At 64.4% G+C, this 20,302-nt stretch carries 19 protein-coding genes and 1 pseudogene; 8 read left to right on the plus strand and 12 right to left on the minus strand.

Features of this window, described 5'->3' with window-relative positions; translation table 11 throughout:
- Nucleotides 1–129: 129 nt before the first annotated feature.
- Nucleotides 130–1,008: a UTP--glucose-1-phosphate uridylyltransferase GalU gene (gene galU / locus K4G67_RS10530; RefSeq protein WP_239806331.1), complete on the minus strand. Its 879-nt coding sequence runs from the start codon at nucleotides 1,006–1,008 to the stop codon at nucleotides 130–132.
- A 157-nt stretch (nucleotides 1,009–1,165) separates the two neighbouring features.
- On the opposite strand from galU, the gene murA reads away from it, so the two are divergent.
- The gene (murA, locus tag K4G67_RS10535; protein WP_239806332.1) at nucleotides 1,166–2,449 is read left to right on the plus strand and encodes a UDP-N-acetylglucosamine 1-carboxyvinyltransferase; all 1,284 of its coding nucleotides are present in this window, start codon (nucleotides 1,166–1,168) and stop codon (nucleotides 2,447–2,449) included.
- 86 nt (nucleotides 2,450–2,535) lie between these two features.
- The gene (locus tag K4G67_RS10540; RefSeq protein ID WP_239806333.1) at nucleotides 2,536–2,778 is read left to right on the plus strand and encodes a hypothetical protein; all 243 of its coding nucleotides are present in this window, start codon (nucleotides 2,536–2,538) and stop codon (nucleotides 2,776–2,778) included.
- 79 nt (nucleotides 2,779–2,857) lie between these two features.
- Here K4G67_RS10540 and K4G67_RS10545 read toward each other — a convergent pair whose 3' ends face one another.
- From K4G67_RS10545 to secB, 5 genes are all read right to left on the minus strand, one after another.
- Nucleotides 2,858–3,112, minus strand: coding sequence for a ribbon-helix-helix domain-containing protein (locus K4G67_RS10545; protein WP_239806334.1), 255 nt, complete (start codon nucleotides 3,110–3,112; stop codon nucleotides 2,858–2,860).
- A 125-nt stretch (nucleotides 3,113–3,237) separates the two neighbouring features.
- The gene (locus tag K4G67_RS10550) at nucleotides 3,238–3,918 is read right to left on the minus strand and encodes a DUF4136 domain-containing protein (RefSeq protein ID WP_239806335.1); all 681 of its coding nucleotides are present in this window, start codon (nucleotides 3,916–3,918) and stop codon (nucleotides 3,238–3,240) included.
- Between the two features lie 164 nt (nucleotides 3,919–4,082).
- On the minus strand, nucleotides 4,083–5,081 hold the full coding sequence (gene trpS / locus K4G67_RS10555; protein ID WP_239806336.1) for a tryptophan--tRNA ligase: 999 nt from the start codon (nucleotides 5,079–5,081) through the stop codon (nucleotides 4,083–4,085).
- A 30-nt stretch (nucleotides 5,082–5,111) separates the two neighbouring features.
- On the minus strand, nucleotides 5,112–6,710 hold the full coding sequence (gene murJ / locus K4G67_RS10560) for a murein biosynthesis integral membrane protein MurJ (protein WP_239806337.1): 1,599 nt from the start codon (nucleotides 6,708–6,710) through the stop codon (nucleotides 5,112–5,114).
- A gap of 28 nt (nucleotides 6,711–6,738) precedes the next feature.
- Complete coding sequence (gene secB / locus K4G67_RS10565) at nucleotides 6,739–7,272, minus strand: protein-export chaperone SecB (protein ID WP_239806338.1); 534 nt, start codon at nucleotides 7,270–7,272, stop codon at nucleotides 6,739–6,741.
- A gap of 332 nt (nucleotides 7,273–7,604) precedes the next feature.
- On the opposite strand from secB, the gene K4G67_RS10570 reads away from it, so the two are divergent.
- Genes K4G67_RS10570 through K4G67_RS10580 form a run of 3 tightly spaced genes read left to right on the plus strand, consistent with a single transcriptional unit; the run spans nucleotide 7,605 to nucleotide 10,071 of the window.
- Complete coding sequence (locus K4G67_RS10570) at nucleotides 7,605–8,252, plus strand: Tim44/TimA family putative adaptor protein (RefSeq protein WP_239806385.1); 648 nt, start codon at nucleotides 7,605–7,607, stop codon at nucleotides 8,250–8,252.
- Between the two features lie 32 nt (nucleotides 8,253–8,284).
- Nucleotides 8,285–9,517 (plus strand): murein transglycosylase A, encoded by a 1,233-nt coding sequence (gene mltA, locus K4G67_RS10575; protein WP_239806339.1) that lies wholly within the window; start codon nucleotides 8,285–8,287, stop codon nucleotides 9,515–9,517.
- A complete protein-coding gene (locus tag K4G67_RS10580) occupies nucleotides 9,514–10,071 on the plus strand; it encodes a Smr/MutS family protein (RefSeq protein ID WP_239806340.1) in 558 nt (185 codons plus the stop codon). Before mltA ends, K4G67_RS10580 begins: the two co-directional genes overlap by 4 nt.
- A 64-nt stretch (nucleotides 10,072–10,135) precedes the next feature.
- Here the strand turns inward: K4G67_RS10580 and ahpF are convergent, their stop codons facing one another.
- From ahpF to K4G67_RS10600, 4 genes and pseudogenes are all read right to left on the minus strand, one after another.
- A complete protein-coding gene (gene ahpF, locus K4G67_RS10585) occupies nucleotides 10,136–11,734 on the minus strand; it encodes an alkyl hydroperoxide reductase subunit F (RefSeq protein ID WP_239806341.1) in 1,599 nt (532 codons plus the stop codon).
- A 117-nt stretch (nucleotides 11,735–11,851) separates the two neighbouring features.
- Nucleotides 11,852–12,418: an alkyl hydroperoxide reductase subunit C gene (ahpC, locus tag K4G67_RS10590; RefSeq protein ID WP_202086444.1), complete on the minus strand. Its 567-nt coding sequence runs from the start codon at nucleotides 12,416–12,418 to the stop codon at nucleotides 11,852–11,854.
- Nucleotides 12,419–12,625: 207 nt separating this feature from the next.
- Nucleotides 12,626–13,720, minus strand: a pseudogene (aroC, locus tag K4G67_RS10595) (chorismate synthase).
- A gap of 90 nt (nucleotides 13,721–13,810) precedes the next feature.
- Nucleotides 13,811–14,266 (minus strand): PAS domain-containing protein, encoded by a 456-nt coding sequence (locus K4G67_RS10600; protein ID WP_239806342.1) that lies wholly within the window; start codon nucleotides 14,264–14,266, stop codon nucleotides 13,811–13,813.
- Nucleotides 14,267–14,488: 222 nt separating this feature from the next.
- Between K4G67_RS10600 and K4G67_RS10605 the strand changes: the two genes are divergently transcribed.
- Together K4G67_RS10605 and K4G67_RS10610 are read left to right on the plus strand one after the other, a co-directional pair.
- The gene (locus K4G67_RS10605; RefSeq protein WP_239806343.1) at nucleotides 14,489–14,839 is read left to right on the plus strand and encodes an ArsC family reductase; all 351 of its coding nucleotides are present in this window, start codon (nucleotides 14,489–14,491) and stop codon (nucleotides 14,837–14,839) included.
- 35 nt (nucleotides 14,840–14,874) lie between these two features.
- Nucleotides 14,875–15,774 carry a dienelactone hydrolase family protein gene (locus K4G67_RS10610; RefSeq protein ID WP_239806344.1) on the plus strand — a complete coding sequence of 300 codons (900 nt, stop codon included), beginning with the start codon at nucleotides 14,875–14,877 and terminating at the stop codon, nucleotides 15,772–15,774.
- 1 nt (nucleotide 15,775) lies between these two features.
- On the opposite strand, the gene ubiG is transcribed toward K4G67_RS10610, so the two are convergent.
- Nucleotides 15,776–16,558 (minus strand): bifunctional 2-polyprenyl-6-hydroxyphenol methylase/3-demethylubiquinol 3-O-methyltransferase UbiG, encoded by a 783-nt coding sequence (gene ubiG, locus K4G67_RS10615; RefSeq protein ID WP_239806345.1) that lies wholly within the window; start codon nucleotides 16,556–16,558, stop codon nucleotides 15,776–15,778.
- Between the two features lie 53 nt (nucleotides 16,559–16,611).
- On the opposite strand from ubiG, the gene K4G67_RS10620 reads away from it, so the two are divergent.
- Nucleotides 16,612–17,880 (plus strand): aspartate kinase, encoded by a 1,269-nt coding sequence (locus K4G67_RS10620; RefSeq protein ID WP_239806346.1) that lies wholly within the window; start codon nucleotides 16,612–16,614, stop codon nucleotides 17,878–17,880.
- Nucleotides 17,881–17,982: 102 nt separating this feature from the next.
- Here the strand turns inward: K4G67_RS10620 and katG are convergent, their stop codons facing one another.
- Nucleotides 17,983–20,172 carry a catalase/peroxidase HPI gene (gene katG, locus K4G67_RS10625; protein ID WP_239806347.1) on the minus strand — a complete coding sequence of 730 codons (2,190 nt, stop codon included), beginning with the start codon at nucleotides 20,170–20,172 and terminating at the stop codon, nucleotides 17,983–17,985.
- Nucleotides 20,173–20,302 lie beyond the last annotated feature (130 nt).

Raw genomic sequence — 20,302 nt, forward strand, 5'->3', positions numbered from 1 at the left:
AATAGGGTCAAGGTTTGCTCTTGCGCGGTATGGGGGGAGTTACCAATCCCTTGCTAAGCAACGGTTAACTCCCGCCTTTCGGTGGCGCCGAGGGGGTCTGGTCGCCCCTCGGCCTGCCGCCTTCGGTCCTCAGCCCAGAAGCCGCGTGGCGATGGCGCGCACATCCTCGCCCATGTCCTCGCGTTCCAGCGCGATGGCCAGCGTCGCCTCGACAAATCCGGTCTTCGAACCGCAGTCGAAGCGCCGCCCGTCGAAGGTCACCGCGTGGAAGGGTTGGTTGCCGATCATCTTCGCCATCGCATCGGTAAGCTGAATCTCGCCGCCAGCACCCTTTTCCTGATCCTGAAGGGTGTGCATCACCTGAGGCTGGAGGATATAGCGGCCCGACACGATCTTGTTCGAGGGCGCGTCCGCGACCTTCGGCTTTTCGACGAGGCCGGTCACCTCGGTCAGGGCGCCATCGACCTTGCCCGGCGCGATCACGCCATAGCTCGACACCGATTCGCGCGGCACCTCGAGCACGGAGATGAGATTGCCGCCGACCTTTTCATAGGCATCGACCATCTGTTTCAGGCAGCCCGGCTCCCCCCACATCAATTCGTCGGGAAGCATCACGGCAAAAGGTTCGTCGCCCACGATGTCGCGTGCGCACCATACCGCATGACCGAGGCCCAGCGGCTCCTGCTGCCGGACATAGGCGCAATTGCCGGGCGAAAGCCGCGTTCCGTCGAGGATGGACACATCCTTGCCGCGCTCCTTCATCGTCGTTTCCAGTTCGAAACCGATGTCAAAATGATCCTCGATCGCGCCCTTGCCGCGTCCGGTGACGAAGATCATCTGCTCGATCCCGGCGGCGCGCGCCTCGTCCACCGCATACTGGATCAGCGGACGATCCACGATGGGCAACATTTCCTTGGGCACCGCCTTTGTCGCGGGCAGGAATCTTGTTCCCATGCCGGCGACGGGGAATACGGCCTTGCGGATCGGCTTGCGCGAATTGTCGGTCATGGAAGCGATTCCTGTTGCAACTGCGAAATGGAACCCAAGCCATAGCCAAACCGCACGCGGGTGCACAAGAGCGTCGATGGATCAGGGCGGTCCGGACATCGCGCGGTTTGGGCGTCATCGCCTTGTAACCGCCGCAATTCCGGCTAAACAGCCGCGCATGGACAAGATCATCATCAAGGGCGGAAAACGCCTGACCGGCACATTGCCGATCTCTGGCGCGAAGAACGCGGCACTGACCCTGTTGCCGTGCGCATTGCTGACCGAAGAACCGTTGACCCTGCGCAATCTGCCGCGACTGGCCGACATTGACGGATTTCAGCATCTGTTGAACCAGTTCGGCGTGTCGACGACCATCGCCGGATCGCGGCCGGAGGATTTCGGCCGGGTCATGACGCTGCAAGCCCCGCGCCTCACCAACACCACCGCCCCTTACGAGCTCGTGCGCAAGATGCGCGCCTCGATCCTCGTGCTCGGGCCGCTGCTCGGCCGGGCGGGGGAGGCGAAGGTGTCGCTTCCGGGCGGCTGCGCCATCGGAAACCGGCCGATCGACCTGCATTTGAAAGCGTTGGAGGCGATGGGCGCCGAGATCGAGCTGGCCGCCGGCTATGTCCGGGCCGCGGCGCCCGATGGCGGTCTGCCGGGCGGCGATTTCGCCTTTCCGGTGGTGTCGGTGGGCGCGACGGAAAATGCGCTGATGGCTGCCGTGCTGGCCAATGGCACGACGCGGCTCGACAATGCCGCGCGCGAGCCGGAGATCGTCGATCTGTGCAATTTGCTCGTCGCGATGGGCGCACGTATCGAGAATATCGGCGAATCCGATCTTACCATCCATGGCGTGCCGCGCCTGCACGGGGCGACCTATCGCGTGATGGCCGACCGGATCGAGGCGGGCAGCTATGCCTGTGCCGCGGCGATCACCGGCGGTGATGTCGTGCTGAAGGGGGCGAACCCCGCCGAGATGCGCGCGACCACCCATGCCTTGCGCAATGCGGGCGTCAATGTGGACGAAATGGACGGCGGGATGCGCGTCTATTGCGACGGTCCGCTACGCGCGGTGAACCTGTCGACCGCGCCCTATCCCGGTTTCGCCACCGATATGCAGGCGCAATTGATGGCGCTGTTATGCCGGGCCGACGGGACGAGCGTTCTGAACGAGATGATCTTCGAAAATCGCTACATGCATGTCCCCGAACTCAACCGCATGGGTGCCCATATCGAGACCAATGGCCGCACCGCCGTGGTGCACGGTGTCGAACGGCTGACGGGGGCGGAGGTGATGGCGACCGATCTGCGCGCTTCGATGAGCCTCGTGATCGCCGGGCTCGCGGCGGAGGGGGAGACGGTGGTTCACCGGCTTTACCATCTCGACCGCGGGTATGAGCGGCTGGAGGAAAAGCTCGCGCTCGTGGGGGCGGATATCGAACGCGTCGGCTCGGATTAGGCCCGCCTCGACTGGTATTGGTCGTTTTGCGAAACCAGGCACGCCCTGATGCGTTTCACCGTCACTGGTCTTACAGGAGAATCGCAATGGGACTTATCAGAATGGGCGTGCTCGGCGCGCTCGGCTATGCCGGATACAAGCATTTCACGAAGAAGCACGACGAACCGGCCGCGTTCGCCGATGGTCAGCCGCATGCAACGCAGGGCGGCGGCACCGTCGTTCGTGACGCCGGTGCGGATTCGATGCGCGACAAGCCGTCGACCTGGACCAAGACGGACGAGGAAATGGACGAAAGCTTCCCGGCGAGCGATCCGCCCGCCAATTACTGACGCACGCTTTTTGCATTGCGCATGAAAAGGCGCGCCGTCCGCAAGGGTGGCGCGCTTTTTCAATGGTGGCGGCATATGCTCATCTGGCGACCGCATCGTCCGGCGCCGCGCGCTCACATACGAGCCAGACCCGGATCGCGCTGGCGAGACCCGGCGGGGTGTCGGCCATGATCCGTTCGGCGTCGATCGCCGCGACGAGCGCGTTGACCGGCAAACCGCGCCGCAGCGCCGCATCGCGCAGCATGCTCCAGAACACCGGCTCCAAGCTGATCGAGGTCTTGTGACCGGCGATTTCGACCGATCGTTTGACGGGCGGATGATAATCGGGGGTCACGGCAACGACCCTAGCGCAGCGGCCGTTAGTGGCAAGCCGAGAGGCATCGCACCCACGCAAAAGGCGGTCTCCACGCAAAAGGCGGGCGCATCGCTGCACCGGCCTTTCGCATGTTTTTACGTCGTTCAATCGATGCGGCGAACCTTGGTGTCGCGGTCCTCGGGCGCGATGGAGATGCGCAGGGTCTCGCCCGAATTGCCCGGGAAATCGACGAACATCGCCTCGACCAGATTGGGGACCAGATAGGGCAGGCGATCCGAACGGGACACTGCCTCCGCCTTGCCTTCGAAAAGCCTCTGCCCATCGACGCGGCGTTCGATCTTCAGGTCGATGCCGCTGGTATAGACGGTGTAGCTGGTGATGTTCGGCCCGGAATTGAAGAACGGATCCTGCCAGCCAAAGCCCCAGGGACCGCCACGATAATACGCCGCGCGCCGGCCGAAACCGCCATAGCCGTACCAGGGATCGAAGAACGGATCGCGTCCGCCGAACGAGCGGATCCTCTCGCGCCCGTCATTGACGCCGTAATCGAACCGGACCAGCAGGTCGGCCGTTTCGGGCGTCGCCTCGGTATAGCCGAGATCGGCCATTTCGGCGCCGACATAGCGGGCATATTGCGCGAATTCGAGCCCGCCGACAAGATCGGGATCGTCGGCGACCACGGCAAAGGTCTTGCCCTGAGGGGCGGGAAGCTGCGTCGCGAAACGCGACACGTCGGCCTGGAACGGGGTGGTGCATGCCGCAACGCCAACCAGCAGCAACGATGCTGCGATCGAACGTGCCGCGCGCTTGGCGAGGGATGTCATGGCGTGTTTCTCCGAACGTGCTAGTGGCGATGCGGCGCGGAATCGAAACGCCGTTGTGTCGCATATGATGCACGCTTTATAGAACAATGCCAATGAACCGCGATTTAACGAAAATACTAACAATTGTAATTTTTCGTGTTCGCGCAGTGACTTAAGGCTTTGCCCTATCGCAGCAGGCCGAGCGCGCGATAGGCCGCGTCCAACGTATCCGCCGATGCCGCCCGTGCCCGTTCCGCCCCGGCGCGCAGAATCGAATCCAGCGTCGCCGTATCTTCCTTCAGCGCGGTAAAACGCTCTGTAATCGGGCGCAGATGCTCGACCAGTAACTCGCCCAGCGCGGGCTTGAACTTGCCGAAACCTTCGCCGCCGAAATCGCGCAGCACATCGGTCACCGGCACCTCTGCGATCGCGGCATAGATGGAGACGAGGTTCTTCGCCTCCGTCCGCCCGTCGAGCCCGCCGATGTCGGAGGGGAGCGGTTCGGGATCGCTTTTCGCCTTCTTCACCTTTTTCATCACCGTGTCGGGATCATCGGCAAGGTTGATGCGGCTCATGTCCGACGGGTCGGATTTGCTCATCTTCGCCGCGCCGTCGCGCAGGCTCATGATCCGGGCGGCTTCGGGCGGGATATAGGGGTCGGGGAGGGTGAAGACCTCGGTGCCGCCGCCGAAATCATTGTTGAATTTCTGCGCAATGTCGCGGGCGAGTTCGAGGTGCTGTTTCTGATCGTCGCCGACCGGCACGTGGGTCGCCTGATACAGCAGGACGTCGGCGGCCTGCAGCACGGGGTAGGTGAACAGCGCGACGCTCGCCCCTTCGCGGTTCTTGCCCGACTTGTCCTTGAACTGCGTCATGCGGTTGAGCCAGCCGATCCGCGCCGTCCCGTTGAGCAGCCATTGCATCTCGGCATGGGCCGGTACCTGCGTCTGGTTGAACAGCACGGCGCGGTCCGTATCGACCCCGCACGCGATGAGCGCGGCGGCCATCTCGCGCGTGTTGGCGGTCAGCTGCGCCGGGTCGTGCGCCATCGAAATGGCGTGCAGGTCGGCGAGGAAGAAGAAGCACTCGCCCTCGTCCTGCAATTTCACCCAATTGCGTATCGCCCCCAGATAATTGCCGAGGTGGAGATTGCCGGTGGGCTGAATGCCCGAAACGATGCGCATCGATGATCCTGTCGCTGAAATGCTTTGGTGTTAGGTTGCGGCTGTCTTCGGCTTCGCGCCGCGCCGCGTCAATTGCGAGAGGAGCGATTTGTCGATCGCCCCGACCGCCCAAGCGACGAGGAAGAACACCGCCGCGCCCGCGACGACCAGCACGCCGAGCGACCAGATACGCTCCACCACATTGCCGTCGTACCGATCCGCCATCGTCGGCATGATGAACCATAGCGCCACGCCCATCGCCGCGACGGCGACGATCTGCCGCGCGATCTTCCCGATGAGCCTGCCGTCGATGTGGAACCATTCCCGCCGGTGCAGCAGCAGGTAGAGCATGGCGGCGTTGAGCGATGCGGTGAACGCCGTCGCCGCCGCCAGCCCGACGATGCCGTAGCGCGGCACGACGTAGAAATTGATGGCGATATTGATGACAAGCGCGGCCGCCGCGATCCACACCGGGGTGCGCGTGTCCTCCCGGCTGAAGAACGCCGGTTGGAACACCTTGACCAGCACATAGGCCGGCAGCCCGGCGACCAGCGCGACAACGATATTCGCCATCGTGTCGCCGTTCGCCTCCGTCATCTGTCCGCCGACGAAGAACGCGGCCGTGAACGCAGGCGCACAGATCGCCAGCGCGACCGCGGCGGGCAGCGTGAGGAGCAGAGCGATCTCCACCGCATTGGCCTGGAGCCGCTGCGCCCCGGCGCGATCGTCGGTCTGAATATGGCGGGCGAGCATGGGCAGGATCGCCGTGCCCAGCGCGATGCCGACAATGCCGAGCGGCATCTGGTTCAACCTGTCCGCGAGTTTGAGCAGGGTGAGCGAGCCCTGCGGCAGCGAGGTCGCAAAGAACGTGTCGACGAACTGGCTGACCTGATAAATCCCGGCGCCGAAGGTTGCGGGCAGGATCAACACGGCGAGCCGCTTCACCTCCGGCGTGAATTTCGGCAGGCGCAGGATCAGTTTCACCCCCGAACGCCGCGTCGCCCACACCATATAGGCAAGCTGCGCCACCCCGGCGAGCGTGACCGCCACGGCCAGCGCATAGGCCACCACCATGTTGTCGCCATCGTTCCCGCGCAGGGCGTAACCAACGCCAATCCCGGCGATCAGCACCACGTTGAGCAGAACCGGCACGAACGCCCCCGGCGCGAATTGCGAGCGCGCATTGAGCACGCCCGACAGCATCGCCACCATCGACACCAGCGCGAGATAGGGGAAGGTGATCCGGGCCAGCGTCACCGACAGTTCGAACTTGCCGGGAATTTCCTGAAACTCGCTGGCGAGCAGCCACACGATGCCCGGCATGGCCAGCATGGCGAGCGCGGAAAAGCCGAGCAGGACCCAGATGAACACCGCCATCACGTCATTGGCGAATTTCTGTGCGGCAAGATCGCCGCCCTCGTCCCCCTCGGCATGAAGGCGGCGCGTGTACATCGGCACGAAGGCGACCGAAAACGCGCCCTCGGCAAACAGGCGCCGGAACGTGTTGGGCAGGATGAAGGCGAGCTGAAACGCGTCCGCCGCCATCCCTGCGCCCAATACGCGGGCGAGCAGCATGTCGCGCACGAAGCCAAAGACCCGGCTGAGTGCGGTCAGTCCTCCGATCGTGCCGACATTGCGGACAAGGCTCACGCCCGGCGTTCCCGTTGGGCCGGTGGAATCAGGCGTTACCGGCCGGCGGGGTGCCCGCGCCCATGCCGCCCTGTTCGGCCTGCCGCTGATTCAGCTGCTGTACGTAGAGCCCCTGGAAATCGACGGGGTCGAGCAGCAGCGGCGCGAAGCCGAGGTCGCGCACGGCATCGGCGATGATGCGGCGGGCAAAGGGGAACAGGATGCGCGGCGCCTCGGCATAGAGGAACGCGTGCGCCTGTTCGTCGGGCACGTTGCGCATGCCGATGAGCCCGCAATAATCGAGATCGACGATATAGCTCGTGCCCTCGTCCGCTTTGGCCGTGACGGTAATCTTAAGCGTCACCTCATGGACCTCGCCCTCGATGCCCTGCGCATTGATGTTGAGCTGCACGTCGAGCTGCGGCTGCGACTTGAACTGGTAGCTTTTCGGCGCGTTCGGATTCTCGACCGAGAGATCCTTGATATATTGCGAAATCAGGCCGATCGCGGGCTGATTGTCGGCGCCATTGGCCGCGCCCTGATTGCCGTCCAGATCGGTGAGGATGTTGCCTTCGTCGGCCATGTTCGATTCGCTTTCCGTGATGGGCGGGCGGGAAGCGCGCGGTTTGCGGCAGAAATCCGCCCCGTGCCCGCGTCCGCCGATGGGTTCCGGCGCGAGTTAGCACCGGCCCGCGCACGCTTCAACCGATACGAGAACCGGCGTAGCGCGACGTTCATGGCGTATATAGGGCGGACATGCGAAGGATACCCATGTAAAACCGCCGATATTGTCGATTTGTAATCCTTTCCTATTTAGGGCAGGCTAGTCTCAAATCCCGTCGCATCCGGAAAAATGCCGTGCGGCGCCATGCATGAAACGGATAGAATTTCGTGGTCCAAATCATCATCCTTGCCATGATTGCCGCTTTCCTCGGCTACAAGCTGTACTCGGTGCTGGGGCGCCGGGCGGAGCATGAGGAGGAAATGCTGGGCCGGCAGGTGCCACGCCCGCAGCCCCGCAACCCGCAGGCATTGCCCACAAGCGAACGGGCCGGTCCCGCGGGGGAACAGCCGCAATCCGCGCTCGAACGCGCGCTTTCGGGCGTTCCGCTCGGCGCGCAGCGCGGCGTGCGCGAAATCGCCACCGCGGACCGCAATTTCACCCCGGCGCTGTTCCTCGAAGGGGCGCGCGGTGCCTATGGCATGATCCTCGAGGCGTTCTGGAAGGGCGACCGCGAAACGCTCAACGAATTGTGCGACGACGATGTCTACGCCAGCTTCGCCGCGGCGATCGACGCGCGCGAAGAAGCCGGCGAATCGGTGCAGAACCGGCTCATCCGGATCGAGGAAGCCGAAATCGTTTCCGCCGAATACGATGCCCCGATGGCCCGGATCACCGTGCGTTTCGCCGCCGATATCGCGGCCATGACGACGAACCGCGACGGCGACATGATCGCAGGTTCGCTCGACGATGCGGTGGAAAGCCACGATGTCTGGACCTTCAGCCGCCGGGTGAACGCGGCGCGTCCGGACTGGCTGCTCGAAGAAACCGGCGAGGGCTGATCCCCTCGACCCTGTGCGGGAGCAGGCAGGTCATGCGCGCATTTTCCGTCCTGCCCGCGATGATCGCGCTTTCGGCATGCGCAGTGGTTCCCTCGGTCGAGGGGCCGCCCCGCACTCCGCCCCCCGCGACCACGCCCGCACCCGTCACGCAAAACCCGCCCGCACCGGTATGGCCAACGCCCTCGCTGCGCGCCGGCGCGGAGGCGGTGAGCGCGCTTGACGCCGGCCTTTATCGCGGCCCCGATATTGGCGCCTTGCTGGCCTCCGCCGGATACGACACCGTTCGCGAAGGCGAGGCGGATGCGGCGCGGCGGTCCTTCATCGAATCGTGTCCTGCGCTGCTGTCCCGGTCCGATAGCAGCGGAATCGCGGCCGACTGGACGCGCGCCTGTGCCGCCGCGCCGGACTACGCCGGTTCTGCGCCGCGGTTTTTCCGGGAGTTTTTCGAAACCGCGATCGTGGGCGGCAATGATGGCTTCGTCACCGGATATTTCGAGCCGCGCATCGCCGGCGTTCGCAACCGGCAGCCCGGCTTCGACGTGCCGGTCTATGGCATGCCGACCGATCTTGTCGCGCAAGCGGATTACAGGGGCGGTGGGCGCGCGCCGCTGGGCCGGTACGAGGATGGGCGATTCGTGCCCTATTTCGAACGGGCGGAGATCGTCGCCGGGGCGCTCGACGGGCGGGCACCGGTGATTGCGTGGGTCGCCGACGACATCGATTTCTTCTTCCTCCAGATTCAGGGTTCGGGACAGCTGATCGCCCCCGATGGTTCGGTCCTGCGCATCGGCTATGCCGGGCAGAACGGGCGCGGCTATACCGCCATCGGTCGCACATTGCGCGAACGCGGCGTGTTCGCCCCGGGCGAAGCGACGATGCAGGGGATTGTCGATTGGCTCCGCGCCAATCCGGGCGAGGCCGATGCGGTCATGAACGAGAATCAAAGCTGGGTCTTCTTTCGCGAGCTGACAGGCGACGGACCGCTGGGTGCGCTGGGCGTGCCGGTCCGTCCGCGGGTCAGTGTCGCGGCCGATCCGCGTTTCACCCCGCTCGGCGCGCCGGTGTGGATCGACGCGGCGAATGACCGTGCCGACGGGCTCTGGATTGCGCAGGATACCGGCGGCGCGATCAAGGGGGCGGGCCGGTTCGACACGTTCTGGGGCGCGGGCGAGATGGCGAAGGCCACCGCCGGCGCGATGAGCAGCGAGGCGCGCACGCTTCTGCTCCTGCCCAAGGGGACGCTGGCGCGTATCGCGCCGCGATGAGGCCGCCAAGGGGATTGAGCGCGGAGGAGCAGCGCGCCTGGGCCGCGCTTGCCGCGACGGTGACGCCGATGGATGGACGTCAACGGCCCGCGACGCCTCCGCCGGCGAAGGGAGCGAAACCCGCGCCCCCCCCGCCAAAACCGGCAAAGACGCAACGCCGCATGCCGCCACGCGCCACCCCGCAGCCCGTGCCCATGCGCGAAGGGGGCGGCACGCTCGATTCGTCCTGGGAAAAACGCATGAGCCGCGCCGCCATCGCGCCCGATTTCACGCTCGACCTGCATGGCCACACGCTCGACACCGCCTATCGCCGGCTGGATCGCGGGCTGGCACAGGCCAAGGCGATGGGCGCGCGCGTGGTGCTGGTCGTCACGGGTAAGGCGCGGCCCGTCGATGCCGCCGACCGGGCCGAAAGACGCGGCGCCATTCGCGCGAAATTCCTCGACTGGCTGGCGGCTGGGCCGCATGCGTCCGACATCGTCGCGGTACGCAATGCCCATCGCCGCCACGGGGGCGAGGGTGCGGTCTATCTGGTCCTGCGAAAACGGCGATAGGCGCGCATGAAAAAGGGCGACGACCGCAATGGCCGCCGCCCCGCTTCCGGTCAATCGCGCCGGTTCAGGCGGCCTGCGCCGCCGCGGCAATCTCCTCCGCCGGTTCGGTGCGGATGATATAGTCGAACGCCGACAAAGCCGCCTTCGACCCTTCGCCCATGGCGATGACGATCTGCTTGTACGGCACGGTGGTCACGTCGCCCGCCGCAAACACGCCAGGCAGGTTGGTGGCGCCGCGCTCGTCGATCTTCACCTCGCCGCGATCCGACAATTCGACGCCGCTGTCCTTCAGCCACTCGCTATTGGGGACGAGCCCGATCTGCACGAACACGCCGTCGAGATCGACCTTGCGCTGCTCGCCGCTGTCGCGATCCTTGTAGACGAGGCCGTTCATCTTCTTGCCATCGCCGGTGATCTCGGTGGTCTGCGCAGAGGTGACGATCTCGACATTGGCAAAGCTTTTCAGCTTGTCGACCAGCACCGAATCGGCCCGCAGCTGGCTGTCGAATTCGATCAGCGTGACGTGGCCGACGATATTGGCGAGGTCGATCGCCGCCTCCACGCCGGAATTGCCGCCGCCGATCACGCCGACGCGCTTGCCTTTATACAGCGGCCCGTCGCAGTGCGGGCAATAGGCGACGCCCTTGTTCTTGTATTCATCCTCACCCGGCACGCCGAGCTGGCGCCAGCGCGCGCCGGTGGTGATGATGACCGACCGCGCCTTCAGCGATGCGCCATTGTCGAACATGATTTCGTGCAATCCGCCCTTCTGCGTGGCCGGCACGAATTTCGACGCGTTCTGAAGGTTCATCACGTCGATGTCATATTGCGCGACATGGTTTTCGAGTGCCGCGGCAAGCTTCGGGCCTTCGGTATAATCGACGGAGATGAAATTCTCGATCCCCATGGTGTCCATCACTTGCCCGCCGAAACGCTGTGCCGCGATGCCGGTGCTGAACCCTTTTCGCGCGGTATAGATCGCCGCCGACGCCCCCGCCGGACCGCCGCCGATGACGAGCACCTCGAACGCGTCTTTCGCCGCGAGCTTTTCCGCCGCACGTGCCGACGCGCCGGTGTCCACCTTGGCCAGGATTTCCTTCACGTCCATGCGCCCGTTCGCAAAGGGTTCGCCGTTGAGATAGACGGCGGGCACGGCCATGACGTCGCGCTTTTCGACCTCGTCCTTGTACGTGCCGCCCTCGATCAGCGTGGCGGTGACATTGGGGTTGTAGATCGCCATCAGCGTCAGTGCCTGCACCACGTCCGGGCAATTGTGGCAGGACAGTGAAAAATACATCTCGAAATCGAACTGGCCGTCGAGATTGCGGATCTGTTCGATCACATCGGCATCGACCTTGGGCGGATGGCCGCCCGCCCACAACAGCGCGAGCACCAGCGAGGTGAACTCGTGCCCCAGCGGCAGGCCCGCAAAGGTGACCGACGCCGAATGATCGTCGGCGCGGCGAATGTCGAAGCTGGGCTTGCGGGCGTTCGTGCCGCCCTCGACCACCGTGACCTTGTTCGACTGGGACGCGATTTCGTCCAGCAGTTCCTTCGTTTCCACTGATTTCGCATCGTCGCCAAGGCTGGCGACAAGCTCGATCGGCGTCTTGAGATTGCCGAGATAGTTTTGCAACTGCTGCTTCAGATTGGCGTCGAGCATGTCTGTGTCCTGTAATGCTGATTGTTGCGCGGGGGCCGGACGCAACACGGCCCGGGGCGGCGTATCCCACCCCGGGCCGCGCGCATCGTCATGGCCCTTGTCGAAAGGGCGAAGCGATTAGATCTTGCCGACGAGATCCAGCGAAGGCGCCAGCGTATCGCTGCCTTCTTCCCAGTTCGCGGGGCAGACCTGACCCGGGTTGGCGCGGACATATTGCGCGGCCTTGATCTTGCGGACCAGTTCCTTGGCGTTGCGGCCGACGCCCTCGCTCGTGATTTCCATCACCTGGATCACGCCGTCGGGATCGACGAGGAAGGTCGCACGATCGGCGAGGCCCATTTCCTCACGCAGGACGCCGAAATTGTTCGACAGCGTGTGGAGCTGATCGCCGAGCATCGGGAACTTGATCTTGCCGATCTTGTCCGAGGTGTCGTGCCATGCCTTGTGGCTGAAATGCGTGTCGGTCGAAACCGAGTACACCTCGACGTCCATGTTCTTCAGCGTGTCGTACTGACCGGCGAGATCTTCAAGCTCGGTCGGGCAGACGAAGGTGAAGTCGGCGGGATAGAAGAAGAATACCGACCAGTGACCCTTTACGTCGCTGTCCGAAACCTCGAAGAAATCCTTGCCTTCCTGGTAGGCGGTGGCGTTGAACGGCTTGATCTGGCTTCCGATGATACCCATGCGGTCTTCTCCTGTTTTGGTGAGGAAAAGCGCGGCAGCAGCGCCGCACCCTTCGAATTTCTGATGCTGAGATAGGTGCGGCCCCGCCAAAACCCAAGCGGCAAAAAGCGATGATATTAATCGACTAAACCGATGAAACCTTTTGCGTCAGCCGAAACGTTCGATCAACGCGGCAAGTCGTTGATACGAGGCGAAATACGAAAGGTTTCAAAGTTCGCCCGGCCCGCATTGCGCCCGATGCAACATCGCATGATCGGCGAGGACAAGCGCCATCATCGCCTCGACCACCGGCACGCCGCGGATGCCGACGCACGGATCGTGGCGCCCTTTCGTCACGATTTAGCCGGCCCCGCCATCGCGCGTGACGGTCGGCACGGGGATCAGGATGGACGAGGTCGGCTTGAACGCGACCCGCACGCGGACGGGTTGCCCCGTTGAAATGCCGCCGGCGATGCCCCCTGCGTGATTGGCGGCGAAGGTCACGCCGTCCTCGCCGGGGCGCATAGGGTCGGCATTTTCCTCCCCGCGAAGTGCCGCCGCGCCAAACCCGTCGCCGATTTCCACGCCCTTTACCGCGTTGATGCCCATCATCGCGGCGGCAAGATCGGCGTCCAGCTTGCCATAGACGGGCGCCCCCCATCCCGCGGGCACGCCGGATGCCTCGCATTCGACCACCGCGCCGAGGGAGGAGCCGGCCTTGCGCGCATCGTCCACCGCCCTGGTCCAGCGTTCGGCGGCCTCGGCATCGGGACAGAAGAACGGGTTGTTGCCGATTTCTTCCGTATCGAAATTCGACAGGTCGATTGCGTCGCCGCCGATGGCCGACACCCATGCGCGGATCGTAACCCCGCCCACGATCCGCCGCGCCACGGCGCCCGCCGCGACGCGTGCCGCGGTTTCGCGCGCACTGCTTCGCCCGCCGCCGCGATAATCGCGAAAGCCATATTTCGCGTCATAGGCATAATCGGCATGGCCGGGGCGATAGCTTTGCGCGACGTCCGAATAATCTTTCGAGCGTTGATCGGTGTTTTCGATCATGAGCGAGATTGGCGTTCCGGTCGTACGCTGTATCCCATCCTCGCCTGCAAATACGCCCGACAGGATGCGCACCGCGTCGGGTTCGCGCCGCTGCGTCGTGAAACGGCTGGTGCCGGGGCGGCGTGCATCGAGGAACGGTTGTATGTCGGTTTCGCAAAGTGCGAGCCCCGGCGGGCAACCGTCCAGCACGGCGCCGAGCGCGGGCCCATGGCTTTCCCCCCATGTGGTAAAGCGCAGCACGCGGCCGAAAGTGTTGACGCTCATTTCCAGGCCCCCGCATTCCTATAGGATGACAGGGGCGCTTTTGGCGGTTTGCGCGCAAATGTCCACCGCAACCGATCGAACGTGCGGCGGTCAGGCGATATGCGCGACGATCGTGGTGTCGCCGTGTTCGGTGATGTCGCGCGACACGCACAGGATCGACACCACCGGTCCCGCCCGCGAAATCAGCGGCTTGAGATTGACCGACCAGCGTCGCGGCGTGCCGAGCGCCGTCGGGCAGTGCGCTTCGAACATGCGCGGCGTTCCGGAGAGTGCTTCCATGAATTCACGTTGCACGAACTGCCTGGATCGTTCGGGCCAGATCTCCCACCAGATCTTTCCGAGGAAGTCATTTTCATGCGACAGCTCCAGCGCCCGCAACCCGCCGCAATTGATATGCTCCAGCGTGCCGTCCACGCCCAGGATCTTGACACAATCCGCGCTCTGCAGCAGCAGGTCGATCGCAACATCGCCGTGCGAAAGCATGATGTCTTCATACAGTGGAAGGGAGATCGTGTTTGGAAGATCCCTTCGAGGTTTCTGTTTCATCGGCTTGAACCAGTTCAAATTTTGCGCAAGGAAGTCACGCAAGAGTGCTCAACCCGACGATAGAGGACGGTCCTTGAGAGACGATTTATAGGTGCCCTAAGGGAGATCGCGGGGTTCGATGCCGGGGCCGGGGCACCCGATATTAACCGCGAGGCACGACATTAACCCTAACAAGTGACAAGCGGCGTTGCGCTCGTTTCCTTTGACAGGAGGATCATGCCCATGACCGGGATCGTGCTTTACGGCATTCCCAATTGCGACACCGTGCGCAAGGCGCGCAAATGGATGGATGGCGAAGGCGTGCCCTATCGCTTTCACGATTACCGGAAAGACGGCACCGATCCCGAACGGCTGGCCGGATGGGTGCGTAAGGCGGGGCGCGATACGCTGCTCAACCGGCGGGGAACCACGTGGCGCAAGCTGCCGGATACGGCGAAGGACGGGATCGACGACGATGGGGCAGTCGCGCTCATGGCGGAGCATCCTGCGCTCATCAAACGTCCGGTGGTGGAACATGCGGGCGGGCTGATGGTTGGGTTCGACGAGGCGGAATGGCGCGCCGCATTGCTCTAGGCGCCTTATCGAGAACAGCGACAGGAGCGTGACCCATGTGCGAGGACCGGACCGGGCCGGACGATTTTTCCGAGCATGAGGCAGCGCTCGCGCGGCGCGGCCTTTCGCGGCGGCAGTTCGGCGCGATGGGGGCGGCCGCCTTCGCCGCGTCCTGCACGACCCTGGATGGCGGCATGGGCGGCGGCGCGACAAATGGCGCGGCATTGACCGAAGGCATGGTCGATATCGCGACGCCCGACGGCGCCGCCGATGCGTTTTTCGTCCATCCTGCAGAGGGGCGGCACCCCGCAATCCTGTTGTGGCCCGACGTGGCCGGCCTGCGCGAGGCGTTCAAGGTCAAGGCGCGCAAGTTCGCAGCGCAAGGTTATGCCGTGCTCGCCGTGAACCATTATTACCGCAATGCCCGCGCCCCGATCCTCGACACGTTCAGCGAATGGCGCACGCCCGAAGGCAGCGCGAAGATCGAACCGATGCGTGCCGCGATCAATCCCGCCCGCACGACAACCGACGCGCGCGCCTTCATCGCATGGCTCGATGCGCAGCCCGCCGTCGATACCGCGCGCGGCATCGGGACGCAGGGCTATTGCATGGGCGGTCACTATACCGTCCGAACAGCGGCGGCGGTGCCAACGCGGGTGCGGGCGGCGGCCTCGCTCCACGGCGGGGGGCTGGTCGTGACAGAATCCAATAGCCCGCATCGCATTCTGGATCAGACGCAGGCCGCGTTCCTGTTCGCCATTGCGCAGAATGACGATGCAAAGGATCCGTCGGTCAAGACCGAGCTGCGCCAGGCCGCCGATGCGGCGAACGTGCCCGCGGTGGTGGAGGTCTACCCCGCCGATCATGGCTGGACCGTGATCGATTCGCCTGCCTATGACGAGGCGGCGGCCAACAGGGCCTATGCCGCAATCCTGTCGCTTTACGAGGTGTTGTGAGCTAGCGGTGCGTGACCGCCACGATATAGTTCAACGCCACATCGTCCGACAGTTCCAGCCCGCGCATCGGTGAAAAGCCGATTCCGCGCAGGCCGTGCATCGCCAGCCCCGCGGCACTCAACAAAGGCTCGAGCTCCTCCGGCGTGAGGAACCGGTCCCAGTCGTGCGTGCCGCGCGGCACCATGCCGAGACGCTCCGCCCCCTCCACCAGCAGCAGCCGTGACCGCGCCGTCCGGTTCGGGGTGGACAGGATCATCAACCCGCCCGGCGCAAGCTTTTGCGACAGCGCGTGGACGAAAGCGCCCTTGTCCGCGACATGTTCGATCACCTCCATCGAGGTGACGAGGTCAAACGGCTCTGCCTCCAACGCGGCAAGCTCGCCCGCGTGGTAATCGATGGAAAGACCCATCGCATCGGCATGGGCCTGCGCCACCGCGATATTTTCCGCCGCCGCATCCACACCCGTGACCGCCCCGCCGAGCCGGGTCAGCGGTTCGCACAACAGCCCCGCGCCGCACCCGACATCGAGCACGCGCTTGCCCGCAAGGGGGCGGCGCACGTGAATATCGCCCGCCCAATGCGCATCGATCGCCTCACGAATATAGCGCAGCCGCACGGGATTGAGCCGGTGCAGCATCGCCGAGGATCCCGCCGGATCCCACCATTCGCGGGCGAGCGCGCCGAAATGCGCGGCCTCGTCCGCACGAATGGTCGCGCCGGCGGGGGCGGCGGCACGGGTTTCGGGCGATAAGCCGGTTTCAGGTGATACAGTTGCATTTTCCATAAAGGTCAGACTAACAGCGCGGCGAACCCACTTCCAGCGAAAGGCACAGCGGCTTGGCGCGTATCGTGATGAAATTCGGCGGCACCTCGATGGCAGGGACGGAGCGTATTCGCCGCGTCGCCAATATCGTGCGCCGTCAGCAAGAAGCAGGCCACGAGGTCGCCGTCGTCGTGTCGGCCATGGCGGGCGAAACCGACCGGCTGGTCAATTTCTGCCGGGAGGCGAACCCGCTGTTCGATCCGGCCGAATATGACGTCGTCGTCGCCAGCGGCGAACAGGTGACCGCGGGACTGCTCGCGCTCACGCTGCAGGCGCTGGGATGCAAGGCGCGGTCGTGGATGGGCTGGCAGGTACCGATCCGCACGGTGGAAAGCCATGCGAAGGCGCGCGTGGACGCGATCGATTCGGACCGGCTGTGCAATGCCATGGCCGCGGGGGAGATTGCCGTCCTGCCGGGGTTTCAGGGGCTGTCGATCGACGGGCGCGTGACCACCATGGGGCGCGGCGGGTCCGACACGTCGGCCGTGGCGGTCGCGGCGGCGGTCTCTGCGGATCGCTGCGACATCTATACCGACGTGGATGGCGTCTACACCACCGATCCCCGCATCGTCGCCCGCGCGCGCAAGCTGAAGGCGGTGACGTATGAGGAAATGCTCGAACTCGCCAGCGTGGGGGCAAAGGTGCTGCAGACCCGCTCGGTCGGGCTGGCGATGAAGGAAGGCGTGCGCGTGCAGGTCCTGTCGAGCTTCATCGACGACGACGCACCGCCGGCCGACGATTTGCCGGGAACACTGATCGTCTCTGACGAGGAAATGGAGAAGCTGGACATGGAACGCCAACACGTCACCGGCATTGCGCATGACAAGAACGAGGCCAAGGTCATCCTGACCCGCGTGCCGGACAAGCCGGGCGCGGTGGCCAATATCTTCACCCCGCTGGCCGATGCGTCGATCAACGTGGACATGATCATTCAGAACGTCGGCCGCGAAAAGGGCGAGACCGACGTGACCTTCACCGTGCCGCAGGCCGACCTCGCCCGCACCCAGGCGCTGCTCGAAGACCGGCGCGAGAGCATCGGTTTCAACCGCATCATCACCGACAGCCAGGTCGCCAAGATCAGCGTCGTGGGCGTCGGCATGAAGAGCCACGCCGGCGTCGCGGCACAGATGTTCGCCGCCCTGGCCGATCGCGGCATCAATATTCAGGCGATCACGACATCGGAAATCAAGGTGTCGGTGCTGATCGACGAGGACGAGACCGAGCTTGCCGTGCGTATCCTCCACACCGCCTACGGTCTGGATGCGGTGGACGAGGCGGCCTGACCCGTTCGCGTTGAAAAAATCGCCCCGCTCCCATGACGGGGGCGGGGCGAAGTGCCGGGCGTTTCAGGGGGGGCGCCCGGCTATTCCGTCACAGGGGCCCGATCATTTCAGGTCGAAACGATCGGCGTTCATCACCTTCGTCCACGCCTTGACGAAGTCGGTCACGAATTTCTGCTCGTGCCCGTTTTCGGCATAGACCTCGGCGATCGAGCGGAGTTGCGAGTTCGAACCGAAGATCAGGTCGGTGCGGGTCGCGCGCCAGATTTCCGCATCGCTGGCACGGTCCGAGCCGATGAATTCCTCGTCCCCGCTGTCGTCGACGACCTTCCACGCCGTGTTCATGTCGAGCAGGTTGACGAAGAAATCATTGGTCAGCTGGCCTTTGCGCTTCGTCAGCACGCCATGGTCGCTGTCGCCGTGATTGGCGCCGAGCACGCGCAGGCCGCCGACGAGCACCGTCATCTCCGGCGCCGACAGGCCCAGCAATTGCGCCCGGTCGAGCAATAGCTCCTCGGTCTTCACCGCATGCTTGGTCGACAGGTAATTGCGAAAACCATCGGCCTTGGGTTCGAGCGGCTCGAAGCTTTCGGCATCGGTCCATTCCTCCAGCGCATCGCCGCGTCCGCCGATGAAGGGCACGTCGATGGCGAAACCGGCGTCCTTCGCTGCCTTTTCCACAGCCGCGGTCCCCGCCAGCACGATCATGTCGGCCATCGAAATCGCGCGGTCGCCGCGAATTTCCTCCAGCTTGGACAGCACCTTAGCCAGCAATTCCGGCTCGTTCACGGCCCAGTCGCGCTGCGGAGCGAAGCGGATATGCGCCCCGTTCGCGCCGCCGCGATGGTCCGATTTGCGATAGGTGGAGGCAGACGCCCATGCCGTGCGTACCAGCGTGCCGATGGAAAGCCCGCTCGACAAAATGGCGTCCTTCAATGCGGCCACGTCGGCATCGGACGGCGCGGTCCCTGCCGGCACGGGATCCTGCCAGATCAGGTCCTCGCTCGGAACCTCCGGCCCGTGATAGCGGATTTTCGGCCCCATGTCGCGGTGCGTCAGCTTGAACCAGGCGCGGGCGAAGGCATCGGCGAATTCATCCGGATTGGCGCGAAACCGTTCCGAAATGCGGCGATATTCGGGATCGACCTTCATCGCCATGTCGGCGGTGGTCATCATGGTCGGCACGCGCTTGCCATCGCGGTGGGCATCGGGGGCGAGCTCGTCGTCGCTGTCCACCTTGGGTTGCCATTGATGCGCGCCGGCCGGGCTTTTCACCAGCTCGTATTCATGGTCGAGCAGCATTTCGAAATAGCGCATGTCCCATGTCGTCGGCGTCGGCGTCCACGCGCCTTCGAGCCCGGAGGTGATGGTGTGTTCGCCCATTCCGCTTTCGAACCCGCTGGTCCAGCCGAGACCCTGCATAGCGATATCCGCACCTTCGGGATCGGCCCCGACGAGATTCGCATCGCCCGCGCCGTGGCATTTGCCGAAGGTGTGACCGCCTGCCGTCAGTGCGACGGTTTCCTCGTCATTCATCGCCATGCGGGCGAAGGTTTCGCGGATGTCGCGTGCCGACGCCATCGGATCGGGATTGCCGCCCGGCCCTTCGGGATTGACGTAGATCAGCCCCATCTGAATCGCGGCGAGCGGGTTTTCGAGTTCCAGCTCCTTGTCCGGGTCGATACGCGTCTGGCCGAGCCATTCCTCCTCGGTGCCCCAGTACACGTCGGTTTCGGGGGCGTAGACGTCCTTGCGCCCGCCGCCGAAGCCGAACACAGGACCGCCCATCGATTCGATCGCAACATTGCCCGTGAGGATGAACAGATCGGCCCAGCTGATGTTCTTCCCGTATTTCTGCTTGATCGGCCAGAGCAGCCGGCGCGCCTTGTCGAGGTTTGCATTGTCGGGCCAGCTGTTGAGCGGGGCGAAACGCTGCTGTCCGCTGGACGCGCCGCCGCGGCCGTCGGCGGTGCGGTAGGTGCCCGCCGCGTGCCATGCCATGCGGATGAAGAACGGCCCGTAATGCCCGTAATCGGCCGGCCACCATGGCTTCGAATCGGTCATCAGCGCGTGAAGGTCCGCCTTCAGCGCATGGTAGTCGAGCGCGTTGAACGCCTCGGCATAATCGAAATCGTCGCCCATCGGGTCGGGCGAGGTGCCGCCCTGATGCAGGATGTCGAGCTGCAATGCATCCGGCCACCAGTCGCGGCTCTGCCGGCCGAGCAGGCCGCGCACACCACCATCGTGGCCAAATGGGCATCCGCCGCCGGGAATCGATCCTGTCGCTACGTCCATATCGTCTTATCCTCTTCCATCTGTGGGGCGTCGCACCCCGCTATCTGCAATGCCTCACTTCTAGCTCTTGTAGATCCATCGGGTAAAACGATGCATAATGGATAGAGTAAACGCTTTATCCGATTACGAA

It is taken from the genome of Croceicoccus hydrothermalis, assembly GCF_022378335.1.
In the GTDB taxonomy this organism is placed as follows: Bacteria; Pseudomonadota; Alphaproteobacteria; order Sphingomonadales; family Sphingomonadaceae; genus Croceicoccus; species Croceicoccus hydrothermalis.